This is a genomic window from Stenotrophomonas africana (assembly GCF_013004645.1).
GTDB lineage: Bacteria > Pseudomonadota > Gammaproteobacteria > Xanthomonadales > Xanthomonadaceae > Stenotrophomonas > Stenotrophomonas africana.
This window is the reverse complement of record NZ_JABEME010000001.1, coordinates 185,716-202,082: the sequence shown is the minus strand read 5'-3', so window position 1 is coordinate 202,082 and position 16,367 is coordinate 185,716. Positions and strand designations below refer to the sequence as shown.

Sequence of the window (16,367 nt, the reverse complement as noted above, 5' to 3'; positions counted from 1 at the left end):
CCGACACCCCTAGGGGCCCCGGGGCCCCCCTCCGGCCGCTTCCACCTGCTCCCGTCATATCCCCTGCGGCCCCCGGCCGTTAGAATGGCGGCCGCTGTCCACCGCCCGCTCCCGGAGCCCCCATGCCCGTTGAAGCCCAGCCGGTAGCCGCCGTCGTCGACACGACCGGTGCGCCCGGCTATCTCTCCATTCGTGACCTGCGCAAGGAATTCGACGGTTTCGTCGCCGTCGACGACGTCAACCTGGACGTGCGCAAGGGCGAGATCTTTGCCCTGCTCGGTGGCTCCGGCAGTGGCAAGTCGACCCTGCTGCGCTGCCTGGGCGGCTTCGAGACGCCCACCAAGGGCAGCATCACCCTCGATGGCCAGCGCCTGGACGCACTGCCGCCGTACCAGCGGCCGGTCAACATGATGTTCCAGTCCTACGCCCTGTTCCCGCACATGACGGTCGAGCAGAACATTGCCTTCGGCCTGAAGCAGGACGGACTGGGCAAGGACGCGATCAGCAAGCGCGTCGGCGAAATGCTGGACCTGGTGCAGATGGGCCACCTCGGCAAGCGCAAGCCGCACCAGCTGTCCGGCGGCCAGCAGCAGCGCGTGGCGCTGGCGCGGTCGCTGGCCAAGGGGCCGAAGCTGCTGCTTTTGGATGAACCGATGGGTGCGCTGGACAAGAAGCTGCGCTCGCAGATGCAGCTGGAACTGGTCAGCATCATCGAATCGTCGGGCGTGACCTGCGTCATGGTCACCCACGACCAGGAAGAAGCGATGACCATGGCCACCCGCATCGCGGTGATGGATGCCGGCTGGATCCAGCAGGTCGGCAAGCCGGACGAGGTCTACGAGCAGCCGGCCAACCGCTTCGTCGCCGAGTTCATCGGTTCGGTCAACCTGTTTGACGGGGTGATCGACGAGGACCTGCCCGAATACGTGACCGTGCGCTCGCCGCTGTTCCCGGCACCGATCTACATCGCCCATGGCATCACCTGTTACGAAGGGCAGCCGGTCGCGTTCGCGCTGCGCCCCGAGAAGGTGATGATCGGCAAGGACGAGCCGGAAGGGCATACCAACAAGGCGCAGGGCGTGATCGAGGACATCGCCTACTTCGGCAGCCATTCGGTCTACCACGTGCGCCTGCCCAGCGGCGCCAAAGTGCTGGCCAACTTCGCCAACTCGCAGCGCTGGGCCAGCGATGGCCTGACCTGGGGCGACGAGGTGTGGGTGCACTGGCGTGACAACGACGGCGTGGTGCTGACCTCATGAGCACGGCCGGCCTGAAGCGCTGGCTGCCGGGGCTGCGTGCCACGGTGATCGGCATTCCGTATCTGTGGCTGCTGCTGTTCTTCGCGGTGCCGTTCCTGATCGTGCTGATGATCAGCTTCTCGCTCAGCCGGGTCGGCTCGCCGCCGTACACCTGGCTGCTGCAGTACGCCGACGGCGGCTTCTCGCTGAAGCTGAACCTGGAAAACTACCTGGCGCTGTTCCGCGATTCGATCTATGCGCAGGCGTTCCTGAGCTCGATCAGGATCGCGGCCATCTCCACCTTCTTCACGCTGCTGATCGGCTACCCGATGGCCTATGCCATCGCCCGCCTGTCACCGGCCGCGCGCAACGTGGCGATGATGCTGGTGGTGCTGCCGTCGTGGACCTCGTTCCTGATCCGCGTGTATGCGTGGAAGGCGATCCTGGACCGCAACGGCCTGCTCGACCAGTTCCTGCAGTTCACCGGCCTGCAGACGCTGATGACGTCGATGGGCCTGCCCAAGCTGCAGCTGATCGACACGCCCACCGCGGCCTACATCGGCATCGTCTACTGCTACCTGCCGTTCATGGTGCTGCCGCTGTACGCCAACCTGGTCAAGCATGACCACCGGCTGCTGGAAGCCGCCTACGACCTTGGTGCGAAGCCGTGGCAGGCGTTCCTGCGCATTACCCTGCCGCTGTCGAAGGCCGGCATCATCGCCGGCTGCATGCTGGTGATGATTCCGGCGATCGGCGAATTCGTGATCCCGGAAATGCTGGGTGGCTCGGAAACGCTGATGGTGGGCCGCCAGCTGTGGAACGAGTTCTTCAACAACCGCAACTGGCCGGGCGCCTCGGCGATGGCGGTGGCGATGATCCTGTTGCTGCTGGTGCCGATCCTGCTGTTCAACCGTTCCCAGCAGCGCCTGCTGGAGGGGAAACAAGCATGAGCCCGCGTAGCGCAAAGGGCCTGGGGCTGGGTGTGCTGCTGCTCGGCTTCGCCTTCCTGTACCTGCCGATCCTGCTGCTGATGTTCTACTCGTTCAACAGCTCGCGGCTGGCGATGGTCTGGGCCGGGTTCTCCACCCGTGCCTACAGTGACCTGTTCGCCGACCGCGCGCTGATGGATGCGATGTGGACCAGCCTGGTGGTGGCGTTCTGGACTGCCTGCACGGCCACCGTGCTGGGCACGTTGGCGGCGATGGTGATGACCCGCTTCAAGCGCTTCCGCGGTAAGCCGCTGTTCGGCGCGCTCGTGACCGCGCCGCTGGTGATGCCGGATGTGATCCTGGGCTTCTCGCTGATGGCGCTGCTGGCTTCGATGGGCGCGATTCCCGGGTTCCCGGCGCGCGGCCTGGCCACCATCTGGATCGCCCACGTCACCTTCACCCTGTGCTTTGTCACCGTGGTGGTGTCTTCGCGCCTGCAGGAAATGGACCTGTCCCTGGAGGAAGCGGCGATGGATCTGGGTGCCAGTCGGTTGACCGTGTTCGGCCGCATCACCCTGCCGATCATTGCGCCGGCGCTGGTGGCGGGCTGGCTGCTGGCGTTCACTCTGTCGCTGGATGACGTGGTGGTGGCCAGCTTCGTCGCCACGCCGGGCTCGACCACGCTGCCGATGAAGGTGTTCGCTTCGGTGCGCATGGGCATCAGTCCGAAGATCAACGCGTTGGCCACGTTGCTGGTGTCGGCGGTGTCGATCGCTGCGGTGATCGGCTGGTACATCAACGCCCGCGCCGAGAAGCGGCGCCAGCGCGACCTGCAGCTGGCGCGGCAGGACAACGGCTGAGTACACGGCCTGTCGACAGCGCCGGCAACACCCGGCTCACGGACAGCGGCGCACAATGGGGGTCTTCCAGATGGAGATCCCCCATGACCGTCGAGATCATCGACCCGGCCACCGGCCAGGTGACCTACCGCCATGAACTGATGGGCGCTGCTGACATCGAGCAGCGCCTGCAGGCCGCCGCCGATGCCTTCCCCGGCTGGGCCGATCGCTCGCTGCAGGATCGCGGCGCCGTCCTTCGCCAGATCGCCGCGCAGCTGCGCACGCGTCGCGACGACCTGCAGCAGGCGATGACGCACGAGATGGGCAAGCTCAAGGCCGAGGCGCTGGCCGAGGTCGACAAGTGCGCTGCCGCCTGCGAGTACTACGCCGACCACGCGGCCGACTATCTCAAGCCGCAGCTGATCGATACCGAAGCCCAGCGCAGTTACGTGCGCTATGAACCGATCGGCTGCGTGTTCGCGGTGATGCCGTGGAATTTCCCGATCTGGCAGGTGTTCCGTTTCCTCGCCCCGGCGTTCATGGCTGGCAACGTCGCCCTGCTCAAGCACGCCAGCAACGTGCCGCAGTGCGCTGACCTGATCCTTGCGGTGTGTCGTGACGGAGGCCTGCCTGATGGCGTGTTCGACGTGCTGCACATCGACAACGACCAGGCGGCCGAGGTGCTGCGCGACGCACGGGTGAAGGCGGTGACACTGACCGGCAGCGAGCGGGCAGGGCGCTCGATCGCCTCCAATGCCGGCAGCCAGCTGAAGAAGTCGGTGATGGAGCTGGGTGGCAGCGATGCCTTCGTGGTGCTCGATGACGCCGATCTCGACAAGACCGTGGCGGCGGCGGTGAAGTCGCGCTTCGACAACAGCGGGCAGACCTGCATTGCGGCCAAGCGCTTCATCGTGGTCGATGCGGTGGCCGATGAATTCACCCGCCGCTTCGTTGAAGCCGCGGCCGAGCGCCAGTACGGTGATCCCGACGAGCGCGGTACCACGCTGGCGCCGATGGCCCGTGCCGACCTGCGCGACGAACTGCACAAGCAGGTGCAGGCCAGCGTGGCCAAGGGCGCACGGGTGCTGGTGGGTGGTGAGCCGATTGCGGGCACGCATGCCGGCTATCCGGCCACGGTGCTCGATCAGGTCGGTCCGGGCATGCCGGCGTATGACGAGGAATTGTTTGGCCCGGTGGCTGCGGTGATCCGGGTTGCTGATGAGGCCGAGGCACTGCGCGTGTCCAACGACACCCGCTTCGGCCTGGGCGGCAGCGTGTGGACGCGCGACCCGGTTCGCGGTGAGCGTTTCGCCCAGCGCATGGAATGCGGCGCCGCGTTCGTCAACGCCATCGTCAAGAGCGATGCGCGGCTGCCCTTCGGCGGCAGCAAGCAGTCCGGTTTCGGCCGGGAGCTGGCCGACCATGGCATCCATGAGTTCATGAACATCAAGACCGTCTACGTGGCTTGATCCCGAACGGTAGTGCCGGCCGCTGGCCGGCATTACCGGGTTGCCGGCCAGCGGCCGGCGCTACCAGATGCGGGTCATGCGCCACGATACCGGTGTGGTGGGTATCGACCGTTGGTCGATACGCGCTACAACCACTTCGCGCGCTTGAACAACCGGTACAGGCCCACGCACACGCCACCCACGCCAACAATCATCAGCGGGTAGGCCCAGGGTTGGTTCAACTCCGGCATGTGGCTGAAGTTCATGCCGTACCAGCTGGTGATCAGCGTCGGCGCCGCCAGTAGCGCCGCCCATGCACCCAGGCGCTTGACCGTCTCGCCCTGCGCCAGCGTCACCAGCGACAGGTTGACGCTCAGTGCGGTGCCCAGCATCTCGCGCAGGGTGTCGATCACATCGCTGATGCGTACCGCATGGTCGTGCACGTCGCGGATGTACAGCTTCACTTCGTCGGGGATCAGTTCGCCCTGGTAGCGGCGCAGCTGCGCCAGTACATCCTGCAGTGGCGCCACCGCCATCCGCATCTTGTTCAGTTCGCGCTTGAGTTCGTACAGCCGCACCACGGTGCTGCGCTTGTAGTTGTCCGCAAAGATGTCCTTTTCCAGCAGGTCCAGGGTGTCGCGGAAGCGGTGCACGATCGGCAGGTAGTTGTCGACCACGAAGTCAGCCACCGCGTACAGGCAGTACGAGGGGCCCATCTTCAGCAGCTGCGGCTCTCGTTCGACACGCGCACGCACCGGTGCGTAGGACAGCGAGGCGCCATGGCGCACCGTCACCAGGAAGCGCGGGCCGAGGAAGGCATGGGTTTCGCCGTACTGGATGCGCTCGTCGACCATCTGCGCGGTGGTCACCACCACGAACATCGAATTGCCGTAGGTCTCGACCTTGGGCCGCTGGTGCGCGTTGCGCGCATCTTCGATGGCCAGGTCGTGCAGGCAGAATTCCTCCTGCAGTTTCAGCAGTACATCGTCGTTGGGGTCGTACAGGCCAACCCAGACGAAACCATTGCCACTGGCAATGACATCGCTGATGGCGTCCAGGCTGATGTCGTGGCGTTTGCCTTCGTCATCGTAGTGGACGCAGTTGATGACGCAGGCGGGGTTGGCCGAAGCAGGGGCGGAAGCGGAGGCGGGCAATGACATGCCCGCCATCGTGCGTCAGGGCTGTGTTTCGGACAAGTGAGGACGGCGCCCGAGCACCCAGGCCAGCGCCACGTGCACCGGCAACAGCAGCACGATCCACTGCACGTTGTACTGTGCCTGCAGGCTCAGCCAGTGCAGCACCAGCGCGGCCACTGCCTGTACCGCCAGCAGCCACAGCACGATCCTGAACATGCGGCCCGGCACGCGCCGGCGCAGCAGGGCGATCGCACCCGGCAGCAGCAGCACCGCCAGCGGCGAGAGCAGCAGCAGGTTGCGGTTGGCCCAGGCGGCGTAGTGGATGCTGAAGCCCCACAGGAACACCAGCACGCCACCCAACAGGGCGCACAGCAGCCAGAACGGCAGTGCCAGCCCCGCCAGCAGGCGCGGGCGGTTGCGCAGCGCCAGCACGCCAGCGGCGATCACCAGGCCGCACAGCAGCCACGGCCACCAGCGGCGTGCGAACTCCTTCGGCTCCGGATCGATACGGTGCGGCAGCAGCTCCTGTTCGGACTGCACCAGCGGACGCCCGTCGCTGTTGCGTGCCTGGCGCAGCGCATCGGCCAGGCGCATCGGCACGAAGGCTTCCTGCCAGCGCGACAGCGGCTGGTCGGCGAACGGTCCGAGGCCTACATCGAAGCCCAGCCACATCCACGGTGCCGGCGACGCCAGGCGGACCGATTCACTGCGGTAGGTATTGCCACGCGAGCGCCCGGCCAGCTGCGACTGCAGGCCGCCACCCAGTGCTTTGTCGAGGGTGTCGCGCACCATCGTGGCGCAGTTGGCGGTGTAGTAGTCGTAGTGGTAGCGCGCGTTTTCCGGCCTGGCCCGCTCGGCCAGATCTGCAGCCAGCGCACGTGCCTGGTCGGGGCGCAGGTCCAGCCACTGCACGCTGGCGCCGCGGCCGGTCTCGTCGTAGTACGACAGATCCTGCTGCAGCGGCAGCGCCACCAGGTAATACATCATGTCGCCGCGTGCGAAGCGGCTGATGAAATCGTCCTCGGACGGGTCGAAGTAGCCGAAGTTGTACGAAGTTGCCTCGCCGCTGACCGGATCAAGCACCACGATGGCGTCATGGCCGAAGCGTTCGAAGAACACCGTGCCCGGCTGCATGGTCACCACGCCGATGCGCGGGGCAGGAACCTCGGTGCTGGCGCTGGGTGCAGTTGGTGCAGGCGTGGCTGCCGCCGGCTGCGCGAAGGCGGCCAACGGCAGGGCCATGGCCAGCACGCACAGTGCCAGCCACACCATGAGGATCAGGCCGCGGCGCTTCAAGCGTCGTCCTGCGCGTCCGGCGGCAGCACGGTCACGTGGAAGGCCTGTACCCGGCGCGCATCGGCGCGGGCCACGCGGAACATGAAACGGTCCAGCGCCAGCTCGTCACCGACTTCCGGCAGATGGCCCACGGCCTCGGTGACCAGGCCGCCGATGGTGTCGTAGTCCTCGTCGGAGAACGTCGCGCCGAAACGCTCGTTGAAGTCGCCGATCGGGGTCAGCGCGTCGACCACGTACTGGCCGTCGGACTGGATGGCGATCTGCGCCGAGGGATCTTCAGCCTCGTCATGCTCGTCGTCGATTTCGCCGACGATCTGTTCCAGCACGTCCTCGATGGTGACCAGGCCGGCGACACCGCCGTACTCGTCCACCACGATGGCCATGTGGTTGCGCGACAGGCGGAACTCCTTCAGCAGCACGTTGAGCTTCTTCGCCTCCGGAATCAGCACCGCCGGGCGCAGCAGCTCGCGCACGTTGGCCGGACCGTTGTCGGCAACCACACCGCGCAGCAGATCCTTGGCCAGCAGGATGCCAAGGATGTCGTCCTTGTTCTCGCCGTGCACCGGGAAGCGTGAATGGCCGGATTCGACCACCTGCTTCATCAGTTCCAGGAAGGGCGCTTCAACCGGCAGCGAGACCATCTGCGAGCGCGAAATCATCACGTCGCCCACGGTCAGCTCGGCCACCGAAATGGCGCCTTCCATCATCTTCAGGGTATCGGCGGCGATCAGACCCTCTTCCTGCGCGGTGTGCAGGACAGCGACCAGCTCGTCGCGGGTATGGGGTTCGCCGGAGAAGGCGGAGGTCAGGCGTTCAAGCCAGCCGCGCTTCTTTTCACTGTGCTCCGCAGGGGAGCTACTACTGTCGTCTTCTGACATCTCTGGAAAAAAGGCACCCGGCAGGCCGGGCGTTGGCCCAAGTCTAGCAGGATGTGACGGCCTGTCAGTGACTGCCGGTGGCCGGGGCAGGGGCGGTAGGGGCCGGCTCCTCCTCGGGCAGGTCCAGGCTGTAGGTGCAGCCGGCCAGAGTCTTGCCAGGGTGGGAGGCCACGGTGGAGACGCTGAGGATGATCGACTCGATCTGGGCCTCGCCGGTCTTCGGGTCGGTCACGTCGCGGCTGACCAGCTCGCGGCCGGCCATGAACTTGCCGTCCTGGTCGTAGGCGGTCTCCAGTGCCAGGCGCTTTGCCAGCGGGCGTGGGTCAGCCTGGTCGAGGACGGCCATGATGCTGGCGCCGGCCACCGCCACCCGCTCGGTCTGTTGCCCGAAGACGGTGATCGGGCTGGCCAGCCGGTACTCGCTCATGAACTGGTTGCCCTGCGGCAGCGGCTGCAGGCCCTGGGCCACGGCTTTCAGCGGATCGGCCAGCAGCGGCGCCAGCGCGGCCTGCTCGGCCACCCCCTGGCGGCATTCGATCAGGGCCGGCAGGTCAAGACTGGAGGCGAGGGCCGAAGGCACCGCAAAGGCACACAGCAGGGGCAGGCAGCAACGCAGGGACACGGGCAGGTTCCGCAGGCGGGCCGGACATCATAACGGTGACGGGGGCGGGTTCTCAGCCTTGCTGCTGCGGCTGCCGCGGGTCAGCAGGGCGCGTAGCCCCATCACCGGCAGGGTGAGCAGCACCGCCTGCATCGAAGCGTGGAGGACCGTGACCAATCCGCGGGCCGCCAACGGCAGCAGGCCCGATTGTTCGAACCAGGGCATCAGTGCCGGTTCGGCGGCCTTCGCCAGTGGCATGTACATCGCGCAGAGCGCGTACAACAGCCAGAGTGAGGCGGTTGACGCATGGAAGAACGGCAGGGTCGCCGCTGAGCGCCGCAGGCGCTGCTGGACCACCACGCGCCAGGCCACCGGCGCGGTGAGCGCGCCCATCAGCATCAGCAGCAGCGCGCTCGTCACCAGGCCCATCGTGGTGCTCATCCCGTGCCGCTGCAGCAGCAGGTGAGGCCCGATCACGCCGACCGCCAGACTGGCAATGACGCACGCCGGTGACAGCAGTGCCAGCGTGCGCAGCAGCCAGTGCCGCCCGCTGGGGTCGCGTGCACTGACACGGCGCACGGCATGCGCGCCCAGCACCAAGAGAGTGGCGAAAAGACCGGCAGCCACCATGATCGTCGTGAAACCGTACCCTGGGTTCATCCTTTTTCCTTCCGCGTCCTGGCCGGTGTTGAACAATAGCGCAGCGCATGGGCGGGCGTTCCAGCCCGGGCGCAGTCAAGGCGGATTCCAGCGCGTGGTCGCTGGGTACCAGCGCAGCCTGACCGGGTAGCCCAGCTGCACCTGCAGGTGGTCGCGTACGCCCGCCGCCGTCGCGCGGTTGGCTGGGGTATCCCGCAGCTCAACCTCCAGCTCTCCGGCCTTGACGTCCAGGCTATAGCCGAACAGGTCGGGCAGCTGGGCCAGCAGCCAGTCCCGCTGTGCGTGCAGGCGGCGCTGCATCTCCGCTTCGGTCATCGCGGCGCCGGTGATGTAGCGCACGCGTTGCGGGCCATCCGCCCCTGGATGTGTCTCATCGGCCTCGGCTGCGGCGCCTGTCAGTCGCACCACAACGGTCCAGCCCCTCGCATTGTCCACCCAGATGCCGGCCAGACGTGCCGCGTGCCGCGCTTCCAGGCGCTCGATCAGCGCCCGTTGCTGGGCAGTGGCGACGATATTGCGGGTGTCGCGCTCGCTGCTGCCGAAGAACGCCCGTAGTTCGGCGATCTTTGCGGCGATGTCGGCCTCGCTGTCGCTGGTGGGGAACGGTGAGGGACGGTCAGGATCGGGCATCCGGCCTGCCGCGGACTGCAGTAGCGCGGCAAGCACAAGTGCGGCCAGGGTCATGCTGCGCTCCTCTTCCGTGAGTGCGTGGGTTCGGAACAGAACCCGGTGTCAGCGCTCGCCCGCGTAGGGATCGGCGATGCCGAGCTCGGCCAGGATGTCGCGCTCGAGCTGCTCCATCGCCTCGGCTTCCTTGTCATCCTCGTGGTCCCAGCCGAGCAGGTGCAGTACGCCGTGCACGGTCAAGTGCGCGTAGTGGGCGTTGAGCGCCTTGCCCTGCTCGTCGGCCTCCCGTGCCACCACCGGTGCGCAGATCACCAGGTCACCCAGCAGCGGGAACTTGACGCCCTTGGGCAGGCCTTCGGGCACTTCGGCCGGGAAGCTGAGCACGTTGGTCGCGTAGTCCTTGCCGCGGTAATGGCGGTTCAGCGACTGTCCTTCCTTGGTATCGACCACGCGGATGGCCAGATCGGCCTCGCGGATGCGGCCCTTCAGCGCGGCGGCCACCCACTTGCGGAAGCTCACTGCCGCCGGCAGGCCGGCACGTGGCAGGGCATAACTGACGGCGACGTCCAGTCGCACGGGGCCACGGGTCATGGAGTTGCTCCTGGTTGGATCTGATGCAGGTCGCGGCGGTCGTAGGCGCTCACGATGCGCGCGACCAGCGGGTGGCGGACCACGTCACGGGATTCGAAGAAGGTGAAGCTGACGCCCTCGACTTCACGCAGCACGTCGATGGCGTCGCGCAGGCCGGACTTCACGTGCTTGGGCAGGTCGGTCTGGGTCAGGTCACCGGTGACCACCGCAGTGGAGCCGTAACCCAGGCGGGTCAGGAACATCTTCATCTGCTCGATGGTGGTGTTCTGTGCTTCGTCCAGGATCACGAACGCATCGTTGAGCGTGCGGCCGCGCATGTAGGCCAGCGGCGCGATCTCGATGACGTTCTTCTCCAGCAGCTTGACCACTTTCTCCACGCCCATCATCTCGTACAGGGCGTCGTACAGCGGTCGCAGGTAGGGATCGACCTTCTGGCTCAGGTCGCCGGGCAGGAAGCCCAGCTTCTCGCCGGCCTCCACCGCCGGACGCACCAGGATCAGGCGCTGCACCCGCGATTCGTTCAGTGCTTCGACCGCGCTGGCCACGGCCAGGAAGGTCTTGCCGGTACCGGCCGGGCCGATGCCGAAGTTGATGTCGTGGGTGGCGATCTGGTGCAGGTAGCGGCCCTGGTTGGCGCCGCGGCCGCGCACCGTGCCGCGCTTGACCTTGATCGCCACGTCCTGCGCTTCATAGGAGCGCTCGGCGATCTGATCGACATTGGCCTGCGCCAGGCGCAGATGGATGGCGTGGTTGTCGAAGGTGGTTTCGGCGGCTTCGGCGTACAGCGCTTCAACCAGCTTCTGCGCCTCGACGATGGCCTCGTTGGGCCCGCTGATGCGGAATACGAAGCCACGATTGGCGATCTCCACGCCGAGCTTCAGCTCTATCTGGCGCAGATGGCCATCGAAGGGGCCGCACAGGTTGGCCAGCCGCTCGTTGTCTTCCGGCGACAGGGTGAAGTCTCGATGATCGATGCTTTTCATTGCTTGGGGTGGGGCGGACGCCTACCACCGCAGTGTATTCAGGGAGGACAAGGGTAGCGCGCGTGCGGGGCACACGGCCAGCAGACGGTCGATACAGCGTTTTCCACACCCGGTGTGGACGGGGCGCGCGGAAACCTGTGGATAGACCTTCGCAATGCTTGTGCCACAAGGCCCATGAGGTCCTGGTGAAAAAAGCGTCATGGTCGCTCGTCGCTGCCGCAGCACGGCCGCGGGTGGCCTGCACGGGAGCATTCATCGTGATGGCAGTGCAGGTTTCGTTGCCGGGCGAGCAACAACGCCACGTCCTGCCGGATTTCCACAACGGTTGTGGAATGATGCCGAATCAACCTGTGGATAGGTGGTGCGGAGCCTTGCAGCAAAAGGCTTGCCCGCACGTGGTGAAAAAACCGTCAGGGCTGATCGGAATCATTGAGGGTGCACGGGGCACATGGCACCGTGTCGCCGTCGCTGGAGGGGATGGCATGGGCATCGGCAACGGGATGCGTGGAATCGGACTGGTGGGCATCGGCCTGCTGGCGGGGTGTGGGCAGTCAACGCCGACTGCGCTGGGAACGCTGGAGTGGGACCGGATCACGGTGCCGGCACCGGCGGCCGAAGTGATCGCTGCAGTGGAGGTGCGCGAAGGTCAGCCGGTCAAGGCGGGCACCGTGTTGATGCAGCTTGATCCCGCCCGTGGCGACGCACAGTTCGCTGCCGCACAGGCCGATACGCTGCGCGCGCAGGCACAGCTGGAAGCGCTGGAGATCGGCCCGCGCGACGAACAGATTGCCCAGGCCCAGGCCCAGCTCGCCGCGCTTCGCGCCCAGGCCGTCGAAGCCAGCGCCTACTATCGCCGGGTGCAGCCGCTGGCACGCCAGCAGCTGGTCGCTGCTGCTGAACTGGACCGTGCGCGGGCCGCCGCCGGCAACGCCGAGGCCAGTGCGCGCGCGGCCGAGCAGGCTTGGCTGGAGCGGGTGCACGGCAGCCGTGCACAGGACATCACCCAGGGCAAGGCCGCGGCCGATGCCGCGCGCGCGCAGCAGGTGGTGCAGGGCGTGAACCTGCAGAAGCTGCGGCTGCGTGCACCGCGCGATGGTGTGGTCGATGCCTTGCCCTACCGGCAGGGCGACCAGGCGCCGATCGGTGCGCCGTTGGCGGTGATGCTGGTCGGTGAGCGTCCCTATGCGCGCGTCTACCTGCCGCAGCCGCTGCGCCTGCAGGTAAAGGTCGGTCAGGCCGCGCAGATACAGCTGGAGGGTCGGAGCACGGTGCTGAAAGGGCGCGTGCGATCGATCCGCAGCGAACCGACGTTCACCCCGTACTACGCGCTGACCGGCGACGACGTCGAGCGCCTGAGCTACCTGGCTGAAATCGAAGTGACCGAAGCCACCGACATGCAGAAGCTGCCGGCCGGGCTGCCGGTGCAGGTGCGCTTCTGAACACCGGTGCGGACATCGCGGTGCATGCGCAGGGCCTGACCCGCCGCTTCGGCGATCTGCTGGCCGTGGACAATGTCGACCTGACCGTGCCGCGTGGGCAGGTCTATGGCTTCCTGGGCCCGAACGGGTCGGGCAAGTCGACCACCATCCGCATGCTGTGCGGCCTGCTGGAACCGAGCGCCGGGCAGATCGAGGTGCTGGGCTTGGCGGTTCCCGAGCAGGCCGAAGCGCTGCGCCGGCGCATCGGCTACATGACCCAGCGCTTTTCGCTGTACGAAGACCTGTCGGTACGCGAGAACCTGGAGTTCCTCGCCGCCATCCAGGACCTGCCACGCGCGCAGGCCCGGCAGCGGGTCGATAGTTTGCTGCAGCAGTACCGGTTGCAGGACCGCCAACCACAACTGGCCGGCACGCTCAGTGGTGGGCAGAAGCAGCGCCTCGCCCTGGCGGGGGCCGTGGTGCATTCGCCCGAACTGCTGTTCCTGGACGAGCCGACCAGCGCGGTCGATCCTGAATCGCGCCGCGATTTCTGGGAGGCCCTGTTTGAACTTGCCGACGCCGGTACCACCGTGTTGGTATCGACCCACTACATGGACGAGGCCGAGCGCTGCCACCGGCTGGCGATCCTGGATCGTGGTGCGCTGGTCGCCGATGGCACGCCGGCCGAGCTGTGTGCACGGCTGGACGGCCGCACGTTGCAGGTCACGTCGGCGCAGCCGCGCCAGGCCAGCCGCGCACTGTCCGAGCTGCCCGGCGTGCTGAGCGTGGCGCAGATCGGTACCCAGCTGCGCGTGTTGTGCAGCGAGGGGGCCGCCGATACGCCAGCGGTGCGGCGCGCGCTGGTCAGCGCCGATCCGCAGGCTCACATCGAGGCGGTGGCGCCGAATCTGGAAGACGTGTTCGTCGCTGCTACCCGCGGGCGAGGCCGGGAGCCGGCGGCATGAACCTGCGCCGGCTGTGGGCGATCATGCTCAAGGAGCTGCGGCAGCTGCGCCGCGACCGCATCACGCTGGCGATGATCGTCGGCATTCCGGTGATGCAGCTGCTGCTGTTCGGCTATGCGATCAATCTCAACCTGCGCCACCTCGACGCCGGTGTCGCCGACCAGGCCAACAGTGCCGCCTCGCGCGCGGTGGTGCAGGACATGGTCGCCACCGGCGTGATCACGCCGCGCAGCGAAGCCTATACGCCCGACCAGCTGATGCAGGCGCTGCGCCGTGGCGAGATCAGTGTCGGCATCGTGGTGCCAGCCGACTTCGAACGTCGCCGCTTCGACGGTCGCGAAGCGGTGCAGGTACTGGTCGATGGCAGCGACACCGTGGTGCAGAGCGCAGCGATCCAGCTGGCGCAGGTGCCGCTGGATATGCGCCCGACCAGCAACACCCGTCCCCTGCGCGAAGGCAGCATCGCCAGTGGTCCTGTCAGCGTGACCAGCTTCTACAACCCGCAGCGGCGCTCGGCGGTGAACATCGTGCCGGGCTTGATCGGGGTGATCCTGACCATGACCCTGGTGATGTTCACGGCGGTGGCGGTGGTGCGCGAACGCGAGCGCGGCAACATGGAACTGCTGATCGCCACGCCGGTGTCGCGCAGCGAACTGATGGTCGGCAAGGTGCTGCCCTATGCAGCCATCGGCCTGCTGCAGACCACCCTGGTGCTGGTGCTGGGCACCTGGCTGTTCCAGGTGCCGATCCGCGGCAGCCTGCTGGACATCTATCTGGCCGCGGTGCTGCTGGTATTGGCCAACCTGGCGCTGGGGCTGCTGATCTCCACGCGCGCACGCTCGCAGTTCCAGGCGATGCAGATGACGCTGTTCCTGTTTCTGCCGTCGATCCTGCTGTCGGGCTTCATGTTCCCGTTCGCGGGCATGCCGCGGCCGGTGCAATGGCTGGCCGAAGTGCTGCCGCTGACCCACTTCCTGCGCCTGGTGCGCGGCATCATGCTGCGCGGCGCCTCGCTGTGGGAGCTGTGGCACGACGCGCTGGCGCTGCTGGCCTTCATCGTGGTGATGATGACGTTGGCGATCCTGCGTTTCCGCAAACGATTGGATTAATGCATGCCGACCAACGGTCGGCATGCACAACTACCCCGGCAGGTGCCGACCGTTGGTCGGCATCAATTCCGGTGGGTGCCGACCGTTGGTCGGCACACCTTATTCCGCCACCACCCGCGCGCGCAGCGAATTGGTCAGCGCTTCGGTGATCACCACGTCCACGAACTGGCCGATCAGGCGTGCCGGCGCCGGGAAGTTCACCGAACGCATGTTCTCGGTCTTGCCGGTCAGCTCGTTCGGGTTCTTGCGCGAGGGCCCTTCCACCAGCACGGTCTGCACGGTGCCGACCATCTTCTCGGAAATGCCGGCGGCATGCGCATTGATGCGCTCCTGCAGGCGCGACAGGCGCGCGTGCTTCTCGGCATCGCTGATGGTGTCCTCCAGGTCCGCAGCCGGGGTGCCCGGGCGACGCGAATAGATGAAGGAGAAGCTGTGGTCGAAGCCGATGTCCTCGATCAGCTTCATGGTCTTCTCGAAGTCGGCATCGGTCTCGCCGGGGAAGCCGACGATGAAGTCCGAGCTGATCGAGATGTCCGGGCGCACCGCGCGCAGCTTGCGGATCTTCGACTTGAATTCCAGCGCGGTGTAACCACGCTTCATCGCCGACAGCACGCGGTCGCTGCCGGCCTGCACCGGCAGATGCAGGAAGTTGGCCAGCTGCGGGACGTCGCGGAACGCGTCGATCAGCGAGTCGCTGAATTCCAGCGGGTGCGAGGTGGTGAAGCGGATGCGGCCGACCCCATCGATCTCGGCGATGGTACGGATCAGCAGGCCGAGGTCGGCGAACTCGCCGTCGCCATAGGGACCACGATAGGCGTTGACGTTCTGGCCGAGCAGGTTGATCTCGCGCACGCCCTGTGCAGCCAACTGCGCCACCTCCACCACCACGTCCTCGAACGGGCGGCTGACTTCGGTGCCGCGGGTGTAGGGCACCACGCAGAACGAGCAGTACTTGGAACAGCCTTCCATGATCGACACGAACGCCGAAGCGCCTTCGGCGCGCGGTTCCGGCAGGCGGTCGAACTTCTCGATCTCGGGGAAGCTGATGTCTACCTGCGGACGCTTCTGCTCACGCCGGGCGCGGATCAGCTCCGGCAGGCGGTGCAGGGTCTGCGGGCCGAACACCAGGTCGACGAACGGCGCGCGCTTGATGATCGCTTCGCCTTCCTGCGAGGCAACGCAGCCGCCCACGCCGATGATGACCTCGCGGCCCTTGTTCTTCAGGCCCTTCCACACGCCCAGCTGGCTGAACACCTTCTCCTGCGCTTTTTCGCGGATGGAGCAGGTGTTGACCAGGATGACGTCGGCGTCGTCCGGGCTGTCGGTCAGTTCCAGGCCATCGCTGGCGGCAAGCACGTCGGCCATCTTGGCCGAGTCGTACTCGTTCATCTGGCAACCGTGGGTCTTGATGTACAGCTTGCCCTTGACCTGGTCGGGCTTGCGCGGACCGGCGGGCAGGGCAACGAGCGGGGTACCGCCCGGCGTGGCGGGCGGAAAGACGTCTGGCGTCCCGGTCATGGCGCTTAATCCATTCGGGTGGCGGGAAAGCCGGCAATTCTACCCGCATCCCGCGCCACCCGCCGCGCCCTTTGTAGAGTCGAGCCCACGCTCGGCTGCTCTTCCCGCTTCCCATGGGGCAGCCAGGCATG

General features: G+C 66.7%; 16 protein-coding genes. 7 read left to right on the top strand and 9 right to left on the bottom strand.

All coding sequences use genetic code 11. From position 1 onward, the window contains the following. The first annotated feature begins 122 nt into the window (after positions 1 to 122). The 4 genes from HLA98_RS01225 to HLA98_RS01210 all read left to right on the top strand — a co-directional run bounded on the left by HLA98_RS01225 (position 123) and on the right by HLA98_RS01210 (position 4,475). Positions 123 to 1,259, top strand: a complete 1,137-nt coding sequence (locus tag HLA98_RS01225; protein WP_057500238.1) for an ABC transporter ATP-binding protein — start codon at positions 123 to 125, stop codon at positions 1,257 to 1,259. Further along, on the top strand, positions 1,256 to 2,188 hold the full coding sequence (locus HLA98_RS01220) for an ABC transporter permease subunit (RefSeq protein ID WP_049446448.1): 933 nt from the start codon (positions 1,256 to 1,258) through the stop codon (positions 2,186 to 2,188). Before HLA98_RS01225 ends, HLA98_RS01220 begins: the two co-directional genes overlap by 4 nt. Continuing rightward, positions 2,185 to 3,027: an ABC transporter permease subunit gene (locus tag HLA98_RS01215; protein WP_005408823.1), complete on the top strand. Its 843-nt coding sequence runs from the start codon at positions 2,185 to 2,187 to the stop codon at positions 3,025 to 3,027. Before HLA98_RS01220 ends, HLA98_RS01215 begins: the two co-directional genes overlap by 4 nt. A gap of 83 nt (positions 3,028 to 3,110) precedes the next feature. Next, positions 3,111 to 4,475, top strand: a complete 1,365-nt coding sequence (locus HLA98_RS01210) for an NAD-dependent succinate-semialdehyde dehydrogenase (protein ID WP_057500239.1) — start codon at positions 3,111 to 3,113, stop codon at positions 4,473 to 4,475. A 125-nt stretch (positions 4,476 to 4,600) separates the two neighbouring features. Here HLA98_RS01210 and HLA98_RS01205 read toward each other — a convergent pair whose 3' ends face one another. From HLA98_RS01205 to HLA98_RS01170, 8 genes are all read right to left on the bottom strand, one after another. Then, entirely contained in the window at positions 4,601 to 5,623 is a 1,023-nt protein-coding gene (locus tag HLA98_RS01205) for a magnesium and cobalt transport protein CorA (RefSeq protein ID WP_049446453.1), read from the bottom strand. 6 nt (positions 5,624 to 5,629) lie between these two features. Continuing rightward, positions 5,630 to 6,886 (bottom strand): lipoprotein N-acyltransferase Lnb domain-containing protein, encoded by a 1,257-nt coding sequence (locus HLA98_RS01200; protein WP_057500240.1) that lies wholly within the window; start codon positions 6,884 to 6,886, stop codon positions 5,630 to 5,632. Further along, positions 6,883 to 7,764 carry a CorC family transporter gene (locus HLA98_RS01195; protein ID WP_005408827.1) on the bottom strand — a complete coding sequence of 294 codons (882 nt, stop codon included), beginning with the start codon at positions 7,762 to 7,764 and terminating at the stop codon, positions 6,883 to 6,885. The genes HLA98_RS01200 and HLA98_RS01195 overlap by 4 nt, the downstream gene beginning before the upstream one ends. Positions 7,765 to 7,828: 64 nt before the next feature. Beyond that, complete coding sequence (locus HLA98_RS01190) at positions 7,829 to 8,386, bottom strand: hypothetical protein (RefSeq protein WP_049446457.1); 558 nt, start codon at positions 8,384 to 8,386, stop codon at positions 7,829 to 7,831. Between the two features lie 27 nt (positions 8,387 to 8,413). Further along, positions 8,414 to 9,061, bottom strand: coding sequence for a hypothetical protein (locus HLA98_RS01185; protein ID WP_232015564.1), 648 nt, complete (start codon positions 9,059 to 9,061; stop codon positions 8,414 to 8,416). 39 nt (positions 9,062 to 9,100) lie between these two features. Beyond that, positions 9,101 to 9,709, bottom strand: a complete 609-nt coding sequence (locus tag HLA98_RS01180) for a hypothetical protein (protein ID WP_057500242.1) — start codon at positions 9,707 to 9,709, stop codon at positions 9,101 to 9,103. A gap of 48 nt (positions 9,710 to 9,757) precedes the next feature. Next, complete coding sequence (gene ybeY, locus HLA98_RS01175) at positions 9,758 to 10,243, bottom strand: rRNA maturation RNase YbeY (RefSeq protein WP_057500243.1); 486 nt, start codon at positions 10,241 to 10,243, stop codon at positions 9,758 to 9,760. Then, positions 10,240 to 11,226 carry a PhoH family protein gene (locus HLA98_RS01170; protein WP_057500244.1) on the bottom strand — a complete coding sequence of 329 codons (987 nt, stop codon included), beginning with the start codon at positions 11,224 to 11,226 and terminating at the stop codon, positions 10,240 to 10,242. Before HLA98_RS01170 ends, ybeY begins: the two co-directional genes overlap by 4 nt. A gap of 482 nt (positions 11,227 to 11,708) precedes the next feature. Here HLA98_RS01170 and HLA98_RS01165 point away from each other — a divergent pair, with 482 nt between their 5' ends. Genes HLA98_RS01165 through HLA98_RS01155 form a run of 3 tightly spaced genes read left to right on the top strand, consistent with a single transcriptional unit; the run spans position 11,709 to position 14,718 of the window. Further along, positions 11,709 to 12,665, top strand: coding sequence for an HlyD family secretion protein (locus HLA98_RS01165; RefSeq protein WP_057500245.1), 957 nt, complete (start codon positions 11,709 to 11,711; stop codon positions 12,663 to 12,665). 20 nt (positions 12,666 to 12,685) lie between these two features. Further along, complete coding sequence (locus HLA98_RS01160; RefSeq protein WP_057500246.1) at positions 12,686 to 13,609, top strand: ABC transporter ATP-binding protein; 924 nt, start codon at positions 12,686 to 12,688, stop codon at positions 13,607 to 13,609. Continuing rightward, the gene (locus HLA98_RS01155; RefSeq protein ID WP_057500247.1) at positions 13,606 to 14,718 is read left to right on the top strand and encodes an ABC transporter permease; all 1,113 of its coding nucleotides are present in this window, start codon (positions 13,606 to 13,608) and stop codon (positions 14,716 to 14,718) included. Before HLA98_RS01160 ends, HLA98_RS01155 begins: the two co-directional genes overlap by 4 nt. Before the next feature lie 99 nt (positions 14,719 to 14,817). Here HLA98_RS01155 and miaB read toward each other — a convergent pair whose 3' ends face one another. Next, on the bottom strand, positions 14,818 to 16,236 hold the full coding sequence (gene miaB / locus HLA98_RS01150) for a tRNA (N6-isopentenyl adenosine(37)-C2)-methylthiotransferase MiaB (protein ID WP_049399909.1): 1,419 nt from the start codon (positions 16,234 to 16,236) through the stop codon (positions 14,818 to 14,820). Between the last annotated feature and the right edge of the window lie 131 nt (positions 16,237 to 16,367).

What these genes read in the sequence shown, in the direction of transcription:
- HLA98_RS01225 (WP_057500238.1), top strand. Translation starts at nt 123, where the DNA reads ATGCCCGTTGAAGCCCAGCCGGTAGCCGCCGTCGTCGACACGACCGGT.
- HLA98_RS01220 (WP_049446448.1), top strand. Translation starts at nt 1,256, where the DNA reads ATGAGCACGGCCGGCCTGAAGCGCTGGCTGCCGGGGCTGCGTGCCACG.
- HLA98_RS01215 (WP_005408823.1), top strand. Translation starts at nt 2,185, where the DNA reads ATGAGCCCGCGTAGCGCAAAGGGCCTGGGGCTGGGTGTGCTGCTGCTC.
- HLA98_RS01210 (WP_057500239.1), top strand. Translation starts at nt 3,111, where the DNA reads ATGACCGTCGAGATCATCGACCCGGCCACCGGCCAGGTGACCTACCGC.
- HLA98_RS01205 (WP_049446453.1), bottom strand. Translation starts at nt 5,623, where the DNA reads ATGGCGGGCATGTCATTGCCCGCCTCCGCTTCCGCCCCTGCTTCGGCC.
- HLA98_RS01195 (WP_005408827.1), bottom strand. Translation starts at nt 7,764, where the DNA reads ATGTCAGAAGACGACAGTAGTAGCTCCCCTGCGGAGCACAGTGAAAAG.
- HLA98_RS01180 (WP_057500242.1), bottom strand. Translation starts at nt 9,709, where the DNA reads ATGACCCTGGCCGCACTTGTGCTTGCCGCGCTACTGCAGTCCGCGGCA.
- ybeY (WP_057500243.1), bottom strand. Translation starts at nt 10,243, where the DNA reads ATGACCCGTGGCCCCGTGCGACTGGACGTCGCCGTCAGTTATGCCCTG.
- HLA98_RS01170 (WP_057500244.1), bottom strand. Translation starts at nt 11,226, where the DNA reads ATGAAAAGCATCGATCATCGAGACTTCACCCTGTCGCCGGAAGACAAC.
- HLA98_RS01165 (WP_057500245.1), top strand. Translation starts at nt 11,709, where the DNA reads ATGGGCATCGGCAACGGGATGCGTGGAATCGGACTGGTGGGCATCGGC.
- HLA98_RS01155 (WP_057500247.1), top strand. Translation starts at nt 13,606, where the DNA reads ATGAACCTGCGCCGGCTGTGGGCGATCATGCTCAAGGAGCTGCGGCAG.
- miaB (WP_049399909.1), bottom strand. Translation starts at nt 16,236, where the DNA reads ATGACCGGGACGCCAGACGTCTTTCCGCCCGCCACGCCGGGCGGTACC.